Annotated in this window: 11 protein-coding genes; 6 read left to right on the top strand and 5 right to left on the bottom strand. The window is 73.9% G+C overall.

The annotated features are described in order from the left end of the window. The first annotated feature begins 38 nt into the window (after positions 1–38). The gene (locus ACF1AL_RS24085) at positions 39–455 is read left to right on the top strand and encodes a hypothetical protein (RefSeq protein WP_391705267.1); all 417 of its coding nucleotides are present in this window, start codon (positions 39–41) and stop codon (positions 453–455) included. A gap of 126 nt (positions 456–581) precedes the next feature. Here the strand turns inward: ACF1AL_RS24085 and ACF1AL_RS24080 are convergent, their stop codons facing one another. Together ACF1AL_RS24080 and ACF1AL_RS24075 are read right to left on the bottom strand one after the other, a co-directional pair. Further along, positions 582–2,615 (bottom strand): calcium-binding protein, encoded by a 2,034-nt coding sequence (locus ACF1AL_RS24080; RefSeq protein WP_391827320.1) that lies wholly within the window; start codon positions 2,613–2,615, stop codon positions 582–584. Between the two features lie 352 nt (positions 2,616–2,967). Continuing rightward, the gene (locus ACF1AL_RS24075; RefSeq protein ID WP_391827318.1) at positions 2,968–4,788 is read right to left on the bottom strand and encodes a phosphoenolpyruvate carboxykinase (GTP); all 1,821 of its coding nucleotides are present in this window, start codon (positions 4,786–4,788) and stop codon (positions 2,968–2,970) included. A 289-nt stretch (positions 4,789–5,077) separates the two neighbouring features. Here ACF1AL_RS24075 and ACF1AL_RS24070 point away from each other — a divergent pair, with 289 nt between their 5' ends. The 3 genes from ACF1AL_RS24070 to ACF1AL_RS24060 all read left to right on the top strand — a co-directional run bounded on the left by ACF1AL_RS24070 (position 5,078) and on the right by ACF1AL_RS24060 (position 7,336). Continuing rightward, complete coding sequence (locus ACF1AL_RS24070) at positions 5,078–5,824, top strand: hemolysin III family protein (protein WP_391657332.1); 747 nt, start codon at positions 5,078–5,080, stop codon at positions 5,822–5,824. 65 nt (positions 5,825–5,889) lie between these two features. Then, the gene (locus ACF1AL_RS24065; RefSeq protein ID WP_391705257.1) at positions 5,890–6,528 is read left to right on the top strand and encodes a TetR/AcrR family transcriptional regulator; all 639 of its coding nucleotides are present in this window, start codon (positions 5,890–5,892) and stop codon (positions 6,526–6,528) included. A 79-nt stretch (positions 6,529–6,607) separates the two neighbouring features. After that, positions 6,608–7,336, top strand: a complete 729-nt coding sequence (locus ACF1AL_RS24060) for a Mut7-C RNAse domain-containing protein (protein WP_391780067.1) — start codon at positions 6,608–6,610, stop codon at positions 7,334–7,336. Here the strand turns inward: ACF1AL_RS24060 and ACF1AL_RS24055 are convergent. From ACF1AL_RS24055 to ACF1AL_RS24045, 3 genes are all read right to left on the bottom strand, one after another. Further along, the gene (locus ACF1AL_RS24055) at positions 7,323–8,510 is read right to left on the bottom strand and encodes a glycosyltransferase (protein WP_391827316.1); all 1,188 of its coding nucleotides are present in this window, start codon (positions 8,508–8,510) and stop codon (positions 7,323–7,325) included. The two genes, ACF1AL_RS24060 and ACF1AL_RS24055, sit on opposite strands and share 14 nt — an antisense overlap. Positions 8,511–8,828: 318 nt before the next feature. After that, positions 8,829–10,859: a thioredoxin domain-containing protein gene (locus ACF1AL_RS24050; RefSeq protein ID WP_391780065.1), complete on the bottom strand. Its 2,031-nt coding sequence runs from the start codon at positions 10,857–10,859 to the stop codon at positions 8,829–8,831. Then, positions 10,840–11,430 carry an ArsR/SmtB family transcription factor gene (locus tag ACF1AL_RS24045; protein WP_391780064.1) on the bottom strand — a complete coding sequence of 197 codons (591 nt, stop codon included), beginning with the start codon at positions 11,428–11,430 and terminating at the stop codon, positions 10,840–10,842. Before ACF1AL_RS24045 ends, ACF1AL_RS24050 begins: the two co-directional genes overlap by 20 nt. A gap of 173 nt (positions 11,431–11,603) precedes the next feature. Between ACF1AL_RS24045 and ACF1AL_RS24040 the strand changes: the two genes are divergently transcribed. Next, positions 11,604–12,044: a hypothetical protein gene (locus ACF1AL_RS24040; protein WP_391827314.1), complete on the top strand. Its 441-nt coding sequence runs from the start codon at positions 11,604–11,606 to the stop codon at positions 12,042–12,044. 32 nt (positions 12,045–12,076) lie between these two features. Continuing rightward, a complete protein-coding gene (locus ACF1AL_RS24035; RefSeq protein ID WP_391827312.1) occupies positions 12,077–15,283 on the top strand; it encodes a tetratricopeptide repeat protein in 3,207 nt (1,068 codons plus the stop codon). Positions 15,284–15,469: the final 186 nt, after the last annotated feature.

The raw sequence follows: 15,469 nt of genomic DNA, 5'->3' as shown, positions 1-15,469 counted from the left end.
AGCTAGGATGGCTTCCTGAAGCACTGAGGAGGCCATCCATGTACGAACCGATCCGCACCAAGTCGGTCCACAGCACGATGGCCGGCATGCCCTCGGACTTCCCCCACCGCTCCCGCGAGGAGGAGCTGGACATCCAGCTCGCCGGCCATCTCGCCGCCCTCCTCGCCGTCACGGACGAGCTGCGCGCGCTCGCGCCCTCGAGCGACCTGGACGCCGCCGGGGAGCGGCTCGCCGACCAGGTGGCCCGGCTGCGGGGAGGCCGTACGCCGGTCCGCGCGATGCCCACGCCCGCCGCCGGTGACGCCTTGGCGCTGCACGAGCGCGCCCACGCCCTCGCCGGCCGGGCCCTCGTCGTCGCCGCCTCGCGCGCCGACACCGCGGTGGCGATCCTCGCGGCGCAGCAGATGGACCTCCACGCCGCGGCGCTCGAACCCCGCGAGCTGGCGTCCCGCTAGCCCCCTTCGGGGCTCCCTCGACGGCCCCGGTCCGCGTGCCGCAGCGACGCGCGGACCGGGAGCCCCTTCACTGCGCCCGCTTGCGAGCGGGCGCCTTTCGCCGGGGGGCACCCACCCTTTGCGCTGTCACGGGCAGCTGATGCGGGTGTCGCCCGGGTCCGTGGTGCAGGTGTCCGGGTCGGGGCCGCCGTTGGCCGTGTCGTTGGCGGTCACGCCGTCGGTGGTGGTGACGCGGTCGGCGCCGTAGTTGCCGTAGACGTTGTCGTTGCCGGGGCCGCCGTAGAGGGTGTCGTTGCCGGTGCCGCCGTCGATGACGTCGTTGCCGTAGTCGCCGTGGACCGTGTCGGTGCCGCTGCCGGAGCGGATGGTGTCGTTGCCGCCGAGGCCGCAGATCACGTCGTTGCCGGCGGTGCCGGTGAGGGTGTCGGCGGCGCTGGTGCCGACGATGGTGCAGCCGCGGGAGTTGGTCACACCGGTCGTCGCGGTGGCCGTGTCGTTGCCGGGGGCGGGGTCGGTCTGGCCCGCGGTGACGTGGGCGGTGTCGGTGAGCGTGCCGGAGGTGCGGGGCTCGGCGACGACCGTGACGGTGGCGCTCGCGCCGGGCGCGAGGGAGTTCAGCGCGCAGGTCGCGGTGGTGGCGGTGAGGGTGCAGCCGCCCTGCGAGGCCGTCGCCGACACGAGGGTGCCGCCGGCACCGGACAGGGTGTCGGTCAGGGTCACCCCGGTCGCGGTCGCGGTGGAGCCGGCCGCGTTGGTCACCCGCACCGTGTACGTGGCCCGGTCGCCCAGGGTGAGGGTCGCCGGGCCGGTCTTGGTCACCGCCAGATCGGCGCCGGCCGGCGGCGGGGGCGGGGTGGCGCCGCCGCCCTGGTGGCGGGCCAGCGCCAGGTCGCTGCCGGGGCCGCCCTGGCCTGCGGCGACGATCCGCCCCGAGGAGTCGAGCTTCACGCCGCGTGCCGTGTCGCCGCCGCCGAAGTCGGTGGTCACCTGGCCGCCGTTGCCGAAGCCGCCGTCGAGTGCGCCGTCGGGGTTGTAGCGCAGGACGCCGAAGTCGCCGCCGGTGGTGCCGCCGGCGACGACGATCCGCCCGTCGCTCTGCAGCGCCAGGTCGCTCGCGTTGCCGCCGGGTGTGGTGACCCGGCCGTCGCCGTCGAAGCTCGGGTCGAGGCTGCCGTCGGTGGTGTACCGGGCCAGCGCGTACCGGCTGTCGCTGGAGCCGGCGGCGACGATCCTGCCGTCGGGCTGGACGGCGAGGGACTCCACGGCCTCGTAGCCGCCGAAGTCGGTGCGGGCGATACCGCCGGAGCCGAAGCCGGTGTCGACGCTGCCGTTGCCGTTGAAGCGCATCAGCACGAAGTCGAAGCGGGTCGTGCCGACCTCGCCGCCGACGACGATCTTCCCGTCGGGTTGCAGGGCGAGGGCGCGGCCGTCGCCGCCCTCCTCCAGGGAGCCGGGCGCCGGGTCGGCGGTCACCACGCCGGTCCCGCCGAAGCCGGTGTCGGGGCTGCCGTCGGGGTTGAAGCGGGCCACGGCGAGGGTGCCGCCGGAGTAGCCGGCGGCGACGATCCGGTTGCCGGAGTCGATCGCGACGTCGAGGGCCTCGGTGGGCCCGGCGAGGTCGGCGTAGGCGACGCCGTCGCCGTTGAAGGTGGGGTCGAGGCTGCCGTCGCCGTTGTAGCGGGCGACCACGAACCAGCAGCAGTTCTCCGCGTCCCGCCAGGCGGTTCCGGCCACGACGATCTTGCCGTCGGGCTGCAGGGTCACGGCGTTGGCCCAGTCGTCCAGCCCCTCGGGGGCGACGGGGGTGGTGACCTTGCCGTCGCCGCCGAACGACGGGTCGGGGCTGCCGTCGGGGGTGTGCCGGGTCAGCGCGAAGTCGGCGTCGCCGGCCGCGCTCGTCCCGGCGCCGACGGTGACGATCCTGCCGTCGGGCTGGACGGCGAGGTCGTTGCCGTAGTCGTAGCCGCCGAAGTCGGTCAGGACCCGGCCGTCGCCGTCGAAGGACGGGTCCGGATCGCCGGGGGCGGCGGCCGCGATGCCGGGCAGGGTCAGGACGAGCGCCAGGACGGTGGCGGCCACGGTCCCGGCCCTGGCCAGGAGGGACCGGCGGCGGCGCTCGCCGGTCCGGCGCCCTGCCGGACGCGCAAGAGGTGTGAGCATGTGCGACAGGGTGACGGCGTTCGCACACAGGTCCGCCCGCCACGACCCGCGTTGCGCCCACCGGCACCGGGAAACCACCCTGCGGGGTGACGCGGCGGGGCCGGCGGCCACGGTGCTTCATGCGGCGACGGGCCGGCGGGGTGGGCGTGGCGGGCGTGGGGTGGGGTGGGGTGGAAACAGCGAGGGCCTGCCGTCGCCGCTGCCGTCGGGGCGGACGGGGCGGGGACGGCAGGCCCGGGGCCGCGCACGCCGTTGTGCGCCGCCTCGCCGGTCTGCTCCGCGGCCGGCCGTGACGATGCAGCTGGTCAGGGCACAGTCGGTTCAACCGGCCGCGGGGTTTTCGGGGGCGGGATCAGCCCAGGCGCTCGACGAGCGCGCGGTGCTGGTCCCACAGCTCCTTCGGCGTGTGGTCGCCGAAGGTGTTCAGGTGCTCGGGGACCAGGGCGGCCTCCTCGCGCCAGACCTCCTTGTCGACGGTGAGCAGGAAGTCGAGGTCGGCGTCGGCCAGGTCGAGGCCGTCGGTGTCCAGGGCGTCCTTGGTCGGCAGGATGCCGATCGGCGTCTCGACGCCCTCGGCCTTGCCCTCCAGGCGCTCCACGATCCACTTCAGGACGCGGGAGTTCTCGCCGAAGCCGGGCCAGACGAACTTGCCCTCGTCGTTCTTGCGGAACCAGTTGACGTAGTAGATCTTCGGCAGCTTGGACTGGTCCTTGTCCTTGGCCACGTCGACCCAGTGGGCCATGTAGTCGCCCATGTTGTAGCCGCAGAACGGCAGCATGGCGAACGGGTCGCGGCGCAGCTCGCCGACCTTGCCCTCGGCGGCGGCGGTCTTCTCGGAGGCCACGTTGGCGCCGAGGAAGACGCCGTGGTTCCAGTCGAAGGACTCCGTCACCAGCGGCACCGCGCTGGCGCGGCGGCCGCCGAAGAGGATCGCGGAGATCGGCACGCCCTTGGGGTCCTCCCACTCGGGCGCGATGATCGGGCACTGCGAGGCCGGCACGGTGAAGCGGGCGTTGGGGTGGGCGGCCGGCGTCCCGGACTCCGGCGTCCAGTCGTTGCCCTTCCAGTCGGTCAGGTGGGCCGGGAGCTCCTCGGTCATGCCCTCCCACCACACGTCGCCGTCGTCGGTGAGCGCGACGTTGGTGAAGACGGCGTTGCCCCACAGGGTCTTCATCGCGTTGGCGTTGGTGTGCTCACCGGTGCCGGGCGCGACGCCGAAGAAGCCGGCCTCGGGGTTGATCGCGTACAGGCGGCCGTCCTCGCCGAAGCGCATCCAGGCGATGTCGTCGCCGATGGTCTCCACGGTCCAGCCGGAGATCGTGGGCTCCAGCATGGCGAGGTTGGTCTTGCCGCAGGCGCTCGGGAAGGCGGCGGCGACGTACTTGGACTCGCCCTGCGGCGGGGTGAGCTTGAGGATGAGCATGTGCTCGGCGAGCCAGCCCTCGTCGCGGGCCATGACGGAGGCGATGCGCAGCGCGTAGCACTTCTTGCCGAGCAGGGCGTTGCCGCCGTAGCCGGAGCCGTAGGACCAGATCTCGCGGGACTCGGGGAAGTGCGAGATGTACTTGGTGGAGTTGCAGGGCCACGGCACGTCCTCCTGGCCCGGCTCCAGCGGGGCGCCGAGCGTGTGGACGGCCTTGACGAAGAAGCCCTCGGCGCCCAGCTCGTCGAGGACCGGCTGTCCCATGCGGGTCATGGTGCGCATGGACACGGCGACGTAGGCGGAGTCGGTGATCTCGACGCCGATGGCGGAGAGCGGGGAGCCGAGCGGGCCCATGCAGAAGGGCACGACGTACATGGTGCGGCCGCGCATGGAGCCGCGGAACAGGCCCTTGTCGCCGCTGAAGATCTCCCGCATCTCGGCGGGGTCCTTCCAGTGGTTGGTGGGGCCGGCGTCCTCCTCCTTCTCGGAGCAGATGAAGGTCCGGTCCTCGACGCGCGCGACGTCGGTCGGGTCGGAGGCCGCGTAGTAGGAGTTGGGGCGCTTGATCGGGTCGAGTTTCCTGAAGGTGCCCTTGGCGACCAGCTCTTCGCAGAGCCGGTCGTACTCGGCCTCGGATCCGTCACACCAGACCACGTTGTCCGGCTGCGTCAGTTCGGCGATCTCGTTCACCCACGAGATCAGTTCCTGATGGTCGGTGGGAACGCTGGAAGCCGAGTTGTCGCGCGCCACGGTTGCTCCTAAATGATGGATTTTGTCCCTTGTTGCCCCGTGGGGGCTGCGACCCGGACGCTTCGCTGATGCTCATCCGGTGCCGACTGCACTCATTTGATCATCCGACGGAAGCGCCCATATGTCCAGGGGGCCTCACAGGTGAGCGACGTGAGGAACGCCACGGTTTCCCAGCGGGTTTACGTTCTCTTTGTGGGCGTCTTGGATTAACCTGAAGGTCTTTTTACGCACGGCGGGCCACGAGCCCGCGCTGACCCCCGACTTATGGGGGCGTAGGTACCATGCGGCCATGACTTCGTCCGCCTCCGACGCGCCCACGGACACGCAGGCCGCCGGCCGCGGCTCCGGTGCCGCCTCCGGGCCCTCGATGGCCCACCAGCTCGCACACTCGCTCGCCCAGCCGCTCAAGCCCAAGCTGCGCGGCTGGCTGCATCTGGGCATGTTCCCGGCCGCCCTGATCGCCGGCCTGATCCTCACCGCGCTGGCCGACTCCCCGCGCGGCCGCCTCGCCTGCGGGATCTACGCACTCACCGCCTGCCTGTTGTTCGGCGTGAGCGCGCTGTACCACCGGGGCAACTGGAGCCCCCGCATGGACGGCATCCTGCGCCGCCTGGACCACGCCAACATCTTCCTGATCATCGCGGGCACCTACACCCCGCTCACCATGCTTCTGCTTCCCGGGGCCAAGGGCCAGTGGCTGCTGTGGGGCATCTGGGCCGCCGCCGCGGCCGGCATCGTCTTCCGCGTCTTCTGGGTCGGCGCCCCGCGCTGGCTCTACACGCCCTGCTACATCGCCATGGGCTGGGCCGCCGTCTTCTTCCTGCCGGACTTCATGCACGCGGGCGGCGTCGCCGTCCTCGTCCTGGTCATCGTCGGCGGCGTCCTCTACAGCGCGGGCGGCGTGATCTACGGCATCAAGCGGCCCAACCCCTCACCGCGCTGGTTCGGCTTCCACGAGGTGTTCCACTCCTTCACGCTGGCCGCGTTCATCACGCACTACGTCGGCATCTCGCTGGTGGCCTACCAGCACGCCTGACCTCCCGCGCCCCGGCACGAGGGCCACGGCCGACCGGGCCGTGGCCCTTTTTCCGATGGCCGACAATGACCACCATGACGGCCGCACCCCGCCCCTCCCCCGCCGACCGACCGCGTCCGGGCCTGCGCGAACGCAAGAAGATCAAGACCCGCCGGGCGATCCGCGCCGCCGCGTACGCACTGATCCAGGAGCAGGGCTACGACGCCACCACGATCGAGCAGATCGCCGAGCGCGCCGAGGTCTCCCCCTCGACCGTCTTCCGCTACTTCCCGGTGAAGGAGGACATCGTCCTCACCGACGAGTACGACGCCGTCCTCCTGGCCGAGCTGCGGGCGCGGCCGCTCGACGAGCCGCCGACGGAGTCCCTGCGCCAGGTGATCCGTACGGCCGTCGGCGTGGGGACGGGCGAGGAGCCCGAGGCCATGCGGCTGCGCACGACGCTGATGGCCGAGGTGCCGGCCGTGCGCGCCCGGATGAGGGAGAACGCCTCCGTCACCGGCCGCCTGCTCTGCCGGGCCCTCGCCGAACGCACCGGCCTCGCCGCGGACGCCCTGGAGGTGCGCGTCTTCGCGATGTCCCTGATGGGCGGCCTGATGGAAGCCTGTCTGCACTGGGCCGAGAACGGCTTCCGGACCGACCTCGCCGACCTGGTCGACCGCACGTTCGACGTACTGGAACACGGGCTTCCGGCCCGGCGAACCTGACACCATCGGCCCGCGCCCGCGGGCCCGCCCCCGGGAAAACGCCGGGAGACACGCGCCCCTGGCGTGACATCCTGGCCGGGTGAACGCAGCCGAGATCCACGTCGAGTTCGCCCCCGAACTGCATCTGTTCGTGCCGCAGGCGCGACGCGGCGGAGCCGTCCCCGCCGCCGTCGACGGCGTCTCGACACTCGGCCACGTCGTGGAGTCCCTGGGTGTGCCGCTCACCGAGGTCGGCGGCCTCGCCGTGGACGGCCGCGAGGTGCCCGTGTCCTACATCCCCGCCCCGGGCGACCGGGTGCGGGTCGGCACCGTCCAGCGCCCCCAGCAGGTCCCCGGCGCGCCGCTGCGCTTCCTGCTCGACGTGCACCTCGGCACCCTCGCCCGGCGGCTGCGCCTCCTCGGCGTGGACACGGCGTACGAGTCGACGGACATCGGCGACCCGGCGCTCGCCGCCCGCTCCGCCGCCGAGCAGCGCGTGATGCTCAGCCGGGACCGGGGGCTGCTGCGCCGGCGCGAACTGTGGGCGGGCGGCTTCGTCTACAGCACCCGGCCCGAGGAACAGCTCCGCGACGTCCTCGACCGCTTCCGGCCCGAGCTCCGGCCCTGGACCCGCTGCACCGCCTGCAACGGCCTGCTGCGCCGGGCCACCAAGGAAGAGGTCGCCGACCAGCTGGAACAGGGCACCCATCGCACGTACGACGTGTTCGCCCAGTGCCGCGACTGCGGCCGCGCCTACTGGAAGGGCGCCCACCACGAACAGCTGGAGGCCATCGTGGAGCGCGCGGTGGCGGAGTTCAGCCCCCGCTGACGCCCTGGTTCGCGTCTCGCCCCCGAGTGCGCCGGCGTGGCAGGTACACCAGGGCCTCGGTGCCCGCGAACCGCAGCACGAACGTCGTGACCAGCGCCAGCGCGGTCGCGGCCAGCGGGCCCATCCCCAGGTGCCCGACGAACAGCGCGATGAGCGGGATGCGCAGCACCAGGTCGGCGTTGGCGAGCAGCGCGAACCGGCCGAGCCGGTCCCACCAGCGGCGGTGCGCGCGCCGGTCGCGGAACAGCAGCTGCTCGATGAGCAGGAAGTTCCAGGCCACGCCGAACTGGTTGGCGATGATCTCCGCCGGGACGTAGTGCACGCCGAGCAGCGTCAGCGCCCACAGCCCGGCCAGGTTGGGCACGAAGCCGCTCGCCCCGATCAGCCCGAAGCCGATCATGCGGGCGAGGGGCGCGTCGGCGCGCAGCCCGGCGAGGTGGCGCAGGAAACGCCAGCCCTCGCGGGCGGTGGACTTGGACTCGCCGGCGAAGCGTTCCTCGAAGACGAACGGCACCTCGGCGACCCGCCGGGGACGGCACCGCACGGCGAGTTCGAGGAGGATCTTGTAGCCGAGCGGGGCGAGGACGTCGGCGGTGACGGCGCTGCGGCGGATCGCGAAGAACCCGCTCATCGGGTCGCTGATGCCGCGCAGCCGGCCCGGGAAGAGCCCCTTGGCCAGCCAGGTCGCACCCCGCGAGACGGCGATCCGGTAGCCGCCGGCGAGTCCGGCCCGGCTGCCGCCGTCGGTGTAGCGGGAGGCGACGACCAGGTCGGCGCCGGTGCGCTCACCGGTCGCGACCAGCTCCGGCACCAGGTGCGGCGGGTGCTGGCAGTCGCCGTCCATGACGACGATCCAGTCGGAGCCGGCCGCCTTGAGGCCCTCCACGACCGCCCCGCCGAGCCCGCCGACGGGTTCGTCGCGGTGCAGCACACCGACCGGGAAGGAGCAGTCCCGGGCCGCCTCGGCGATGACCTGCGGGGTGTCGTCGGTGGAGTCGTCGACGAAGAGCACCTCGCAGGGCAGCCGCGCGGGCACGGACTGGGAGATGCGGGCCAGCAACTGCCGGATGTTCGCCGACTCGTTGAAGGTCGGTACGACGACGGTGACGGCGCCGGGCTCGGGCAGCTCGGCGGCGCCCAGGTCCGGGGCGGGCGCGGTGTACTCGTGGGTCATCGGACGCCTCCCGGTCGAAGTGAGGAGGAGCAGTTCCCCGAGTCCCTGAACCCCCGGTACACGACGGCGGTCACTTCCGTCACGCACAGCCGCCGAGGCTAACGGCCCACCCTGACGTCCCAGGGCCCTTCCGGTGGGCCGCAGATGAACGGGCCCCTACGGACCGGCGACACCGCCGCACGCACGCGTGCGGGTGCGTGCGAGCTTCGCCGCCGGGGGTGTACGCCCCGCCGCACGCACGCGTGCCGCCCTGTGAGGCGAGGGCGCCGCACCCCGGCCCCGCTCGCCCTCTCGGCCCTCTCCGCCCTCTCCGCCGTCTCAGCCGCCCAGGGCCGCCCGCAGCCGTTCCGGGTCGGTGGTCGGCGCGTCGCAGGTGAAGTTGCGGCAGACGTACGCCGTCGGCGCGCCGTCCCGCAGAGGGCGGTCGCTCAGCAGCGGGAACTCGTCGCTGTCGGGCGTGCCGTAGGCGACGACGGCGCCGGGGGCCGTGCCGAGGAGCGCCGTGCGGTGCAGGACGCGGGCCGCCGGGTCGTCGGTGGCGGCGCCGACGACCGCCACCTCGCGCGGACCGTCGAGGTGGGCCTCGGCGACGGCGAGACCCCAGCCGATGAAGCGGGGGACGCGCGGACCGAGCGCCTTGACGACACCGAGGGCCTTCTCGGCGGCGGCGCGGTGCGGCTCGGAGCCGGTGTGCGCGGCGTAGGCGAGCAGGGCGCCCGCGGCGGCGGTCCAGCCGGACGGGGTCGCGTTGTCCGTCGGGTCCTGCGGCCGGCGGATCAGCCGCTCGGCGTCGGCGGCGGTGTCGTACAGGGAGCCCGTCCCGGGGTCGGTGAAGCGGGTCAGCACGTGGTCGAGGAGGATGCCGGCGAAGTCCAGCCACACGCCCTCGCCCGTGACGGAGGCGAGCGCGAGGAAGCCCTCGGCGACGTCGGCGTAGTCCTCCAGGACACCGGTGTGGCTGCCGGCGCGCCCGTCCTTGCTGGTCCGGGCGAGGCGGACGTGGTCGTCCAGGTGGAGGCGGACGAGCAGGTCGGCGGCGCCGAGCGCGGCGTCGACCAGGTCGGGCCGGTCGAAGTAGGCGCCGGTCTCGGCGAGCGCGGCGATCGCGAGGCCGTTCCAGGCGGCGACGACCTTGTCGTCCCGGCCGGGCGCGGGCCGCTCGGCGCGCGCCTCCAGCAGCCGCTGCCGGACGGACGCGATCCGCGCGGCGTCGACGACGCCCTCGTCCTGCGGGAGTTGGAGGACGGAGGCGCCCTCCTCGAAGGTGCCCTCCTCGGTGACGCCGAAGTACTGGGCGGCGAGCGCGGCGTCGTCCTCGCCGAGCACCTCGCGCAGCTGCTGCGGCGTCCACACGTAGTACGCGCCCTCGACGTGCCGGCCGGACCCGTCGTCGCTGTCGGCGTCCAGCGCGGAGGCGAACCCGCCCTCGGACGTGCGCAGTTCGCGCACCATGAAGTCGGCCGTCTCCAGCGCGACCCGCCGGGCCAGTTCCGAGCCGGTGGCCCGCCACAGGTGGGCGTAGACGCGGCACAGCAGGGCGTTGTCGTACAGCATCTTCTCGAAGTGCGGCACGACCCAGTCGCGGTCGACGGAGTAGCGTGCGAAACCGCCGCCGAGCTGGTCGTAGATCCCGCCGCGGGCCATCCGCTCGCAGGTGTCCTGCGCCATCTGCAGGGCGCCCTCGGAGCCGGTGCGGGCGTGGTGGCGCAGCAGGAACTCGATCACCATGGACGGCGGGAACTTCGGCGCGCCGCCGAAGCCGCCGCGCTGCGGGTCGTACTCCCGGGTGAGCCCGAGCAGCGCCTGCGCCAGCTCCTGTTCGCCGGGCGCGGCCACGGTGTCGTAGGCGATCTCCCGCGCGGACAGGTCCCGCACGATCTTCCCGGCGACGTCGGCGACCTCCTCGCGCCGGTCGGTCCACGCCTGGTGCACGCCCTGCAGCACCTGGAGGAACGACGGCATGCCGTGGCGCGGCTCGGGCGGGAAGTAGGTGCCGAAGTAGAACGGCTCGGCGTCCGGGGTGAGGAACACGGTCATCGGCCAGCCGCCCTGCCCGGTGGCCGCCTGCACGGCCTCCATGTAGACGGCGTCCACGTCGGGCCGCTCCTCGCGGTCGACCTTGACGTTGACGAAGTGCTCGTTCAGGTAGTCGGCGGTGGCGCGGTCCTCGAACGACTCGTGGGCCATGACATGGCACCAGTGGCAGCTGCTGTAGCCGACGCTCAGGAGCACCGGTACGCCCCGCTTGCGCGCCTCGTCGAAGGCCTCGGTGGACCAGGGCCACCAGTCGACCGGGTTGTCGGCGTGCTGGAGGAGATACGGGGACGTCTCATGTGCCAGTCGGTTCACTCCTCCACTCTCCCACGGGCTCCGCCACGGCGTAGAAACGCAGGGCCACCGGGCGGGCCCCCTCCGGCGCGTCGTCGCGCTCATGGCCGTAACGCGCCAGGAGGGCGTCGTACTCGCGCATGAAGGCGTGCAGTTCGTCCCGGGTCATCCAGGCGCCATGCCGCTGCACCTGCGCCCAGCCGTCGGGGCCGCGGTACTCCTGGTGGGCGCGCCGGTAGAGCCGCGTGTCCACGTCGATCTTCAGCTCGGCGAGGTGCGCGGCGGCCGCGTACTCCTCCGGGGGCATGCCGGCCGGGTCGGGCGTGGTGTGGCGGAAGGGCAGGGCGCGCCACCAGCGTTCGCGGCCGCCGGACTTCTCCGGGATCTCCTCGATGAGCCGTTGCTCGGCCAGTTTGCGCAGGTGGTAGCTGGTGGTGCCGGAGCTTTCGCCCAGCTCCCGGGCCAGGACGGTGGAGTTCGCCTCGCCGTGGCGGCCGAGGTACTCCAGGATCCGGCGGCGCAGCGGGTTGCCGAGGGATTTGTACAGGGCGGTGCGTTCGGCGCTGGTCAGCTCGGGCGTGCCGTCGGTCATGCGGTCACGGTAACCCCGGCGACCCCGAGAGATCCCCGATGTTCGCCGAATTTTCTTTGCAGAATTTTCTCTGCGGTTCTACGGTGGAGGCATGCGGTGGCGCAGGCGTGGCATCCGAGGGAGACGCGAGGCCGCGGCCGGCACCAGGGACGGGGGACGAAGGGGTGGGAGACGTGCGGAAGAAGTGGACACTGGTCGGGCTGGGCTCGGCCGCGGTACTGCTCGTGCCGTGGATGGTGGTGCTCGGCCTGACTCTGCCCGCCCGCACCGAGGTGCGGAACTGGTCGCTGGCCTGGATCGGCCTGGACGTGCTGATGGCGGCCGGCTGCGCCGCCACCGCGCTGCTCGGCCTGCGCCGCGACCCACGTATGCGGCTGACCGCGTCGGCGACCGCGACCGCGGCGGTGCTGGACGCCTGGTTCGACATCACGACCGCCCAGCCCGGGGCCGCCCTGGGCCAGGCCCTGGCGTGCGCGGTGGCCGAGGCCGCGCTCACCTGCGCCTGCATGGCGCTCGCCCTGACGGAACGTCAGCGTCCTGGTGGCCGCGTGCCGGCCGGTCCCGTTCGCGGGGCGGCCTCTCGCATCGCGACGCCCCCCGAAGGACACTCATAGACAAAGGAGTTGCCGTCGGAGGGGGACGAGGCATGCGGGACGCACACCGGGTGGAGGCCGAGCGGCTGCTGGCGCGGGCCGTGGAGGAGGAGGTCCGCCGCTCCGGCGGCCGGATCGACGGGCAGGTGCTGCTCTCCCGGGCGCGCGCCGCCCTGGACGACATGGCGCGGACCGCCCGGGAGGAGTACGACGCCTACACCCGCGCGCTGGACGAGGCCCGGGCCGGGCAGCTGGGTTTCCGGCAGCGCTACGCCCAGCAGGGCGGCACGACTCCCCTGCTGGTGGCGGCCGTTGCCGCCGTAGCCGCGACCGTCGCCGACGTGGCCCTGGGCACGGGCGCCGCCACCGCCGTCGGCGCCGGCGTCACCGCGGGAGTGGCCGGAGCGGCGGCGACCGTGGTGAAGGCGGCCGGCGCGCACCTGCCCGCCGCCCACCACCGCGCCGGCGCCGCCGGCCAGCCCGGCGGTCCCGAACAGCTGCGGCTGCAGTGGCTGACGGCACTGGAGGTACGCGGCATCCGCCCCTTCCTGGACCAGCAGCGCGTACGGGCCGCCTCCACCGGCCCGATCGGCAAGCAGCCGGGACCGCAGCTGCGCGGCGCCGACAAGAGCGCGGCGGCCCGGGGGCGTACGGCACTGGAGCAGTCCTTCGGGCAACTCCCCGACTCCGACGGCCCGTTCGCCGGACGGCGCGCCGAACTGGCGCGGATCAGACAGTGGGTGCAGGCGGCCCGCGCCGGCACCCGGACCAAGCCGACCGTCGTCGTCCTGCACGGCGAGCCCGGCAGCGGCCGCACCACGCTCGCGGTGCGCGCCGCGCACGACGTGAAGGACCAGTTCCGCGGGGCGTGCGTGGTCGACCTGCGCGGCGACGGCGCGGGCGAGCCGCCGCTGCCCACCCGGGACGCCCTGCTGCACCTGCTCAACCGGCTCGGCGCACCCCGCGAGCAACTCCTCTTCCGGGAGCGCTCCTCCCCCGACCAGCAGGTCAAACGGCTCGGCGAGCTGTACCACCGGCATCTGGCCGGCGTACCCGTCACGGTGATCCTGGACGACGCGCACGACCCCGAGCAGGTGCGCGCGCTGATCCCCGAGCACTCCGACAGCCTCGTCCTGGTCACCGCGCGCCGGCCGCTGGACCTGCCCGGCGACCTCGACGCCTGGGTGCACCACCTGCCCGTCGAGGCGCTCGACGCGGCCGGCGCGGAGGACCTGCTGAACGCCGCCGCCGAGGACGCCTCGGGACCGTACGACGCCGAGGCCACCGACCGGATCCGGCAGCTGTGCGGGGCGCTGCCGCTGGCGCTGCGCATCGCCGGGTCCGCGCTCGGCCCGCGCTCACCCCGGCAACTGGCCGGCGACCTGGGGGCGTACGGCCCGGTCGAGCCGGTCGAGCGGGCACTGTGGCTGCGCTACACCGACCAGGGCGAGCAGCCCCGGCGGCTGCTGCGGCGCCTCGCGCTCGCCGGCCGCGCCTCCCTGGGGGCCGCCGCGGCCGCCGCCTTGCTGTCCACCGATCGCGCGGAGGCCGCCCGTCATCTCGCCACGCTCGCCCGCGCGGGCCTGATCGACCATGTGCGCGGCAGCCGTTACCGGCTGCACGACCTGGTGCGCTCCTTCGCCCAGGCCCGCCTGCTGGACGAGGAGGAGCCCGCCGAGCGCGCGGCCGCGCAGGAACGGCTCATCCTCAGCTACGCCGAGCTCGCCGACTCCGTGCTGCGGCTCGTCGACGGCAACGTCTCCACCCGCTCGGACCGGTTCAGCCCGCACGGCTTCACCTCCCTGGACGAGGCGCTGCGCTGGCTCGACGACGAGTCCAGCTTCATCACCGCCACGCTCCGGCACGCCGAGGGCGTCGACCAGCGCGCGGTGCTGAACCTGCTGGGCGCGCTGTGCGACTACTGCCTGCTGCGCGGCGACCTGTACCGGCTCGGCGAGATCAGCGAGCTGGCGCAGAGCGTCGACCAGGGCCTGCTGGTGCGCTCGGTGCAGTGGCGCACCGGCATCGCCGCCCGCCAGCTCGGCGAGCTGGACAAGGCGCGCACCACGCTGACCTCCGTGGTCGACCTGTATCTGGAGGCCCACCACGACGCGGGCGCCGCGCGCGCCCTGTGCTCGCTCGGCATCACCCTGCACCACCAGGGCAATCTCACCGAGGCCGCCGCCAAGCTGAGCGAGGCGATGGACCTGCAGGCCGGTCCGGACCTGGCCACGGACCGGGCGTGGACGATGCACGCGCTGGCCGCCGTCGAACGCGACCGGGGCCGGCTCGCCGAGGCGCTGACCCTGCTGGAGGAGTCGCTGGTGCTGCACCGCGAGGGCGGCTCGGTGCACGGCGAGGCGTGGGCGCACTTCCAGCTCGGCCAGCTGGGGCTGCGCAGGGGCGACGTCCCGCGCGCGGACGCCGACCTGCGCCGGGCGCTGGAGCTGTACGGCCGCACGCGTGACGCGCGCGGCGAGGCCTGGGCGATGACCCAGCTGGCCCGCGCGCTGCTCGTCGACGGCGAGGCCGCCCAGGCGGTGGACGCGCTGCGCCGCGCGGCCTCACGGCACCGGGAGAACGAGGACGCGCGCGGCGAGGCGTGGACGCTGTACTACCTGGGCCAGGCCCTGGAGGAGACCGGCGACCTCGACCGTGCGGTGCGCGAGCTGGAACGCGCCCGCACGATGTTCTCCCGGATGCGTGACGTGTACGGCCTGGCCTGCGCCCGGCACCACTCGGCGCGGGTCACGCGGGACCAGCGGGCGGCGCAGACCGGCAGCCTGCGCAACTCCGGGTTCGCCCGGCAGCTGCTGGTGGACGCCCGCGCCGACTTCCAGCGCATCGGCGTCGCCCACGGCGAGGCGTGGACCTGCCTGGAGCTGGCCGTGGTGGACGCGGGCAACGCGCGCACCGCGCAGGCGCTGGCGCTGTGCGACGAGGCGGCCGCGCTGTTCGCCTCCTACGGCGACCGGCGCGGCGAGGACTGGGCGCGCTTCCTGCGCTGCACGCTGCTGCCGTACGCGGCGCCCGGCGGCGTGGAGGTCGGCACGGCCGTCGCGCAGGAGGAGGCGGCCCAGCTGGCCCGCGCCTCGCATCCCGCCCGCGACGGCAAGCTCGACGACTACCTGGAGGCCTACCAGCTGCTGCTGGAACGCGGCGTCACCCTGGAGGCGGGCTGGCAGGCCTGGCGCCTGGGCATGACCCCGGACCGCCACGCCCGCGAGGTGATGGGAGTACCGACGCCGGCCCCGAGCTGACGTCCACCCCACCCGGCCGTCATCCCGCGCTGACCGGCGACGGCGCGACGCCCGGCGGCGCGGAGGCGGCGGCCGGGCGGGGTGCCCACAGACGCACGGGCGGCGCGGACGTGCTCGCCGGGCAAGGCGCCGACGGACGCGCGGGCGACAGACGGGCCGACGGCACGACACCAACGGCCTGGCAAG

It is taken from the genome of Streptomyces sp. NPDC014801 (assembly GCF_043082085.1).
In the GTDB taxonomy this organism is placed as follows: Bacteria; Actinomycetota; Actinomycetes; order Streptomycetales; family Streptomycetaceae; genus Streptomyces.
The sequence above is the reverse complement of the archived record's forward strand: the minus strand, read 5'-3'. Positions and strand labels throughout refer to the sequence as shown.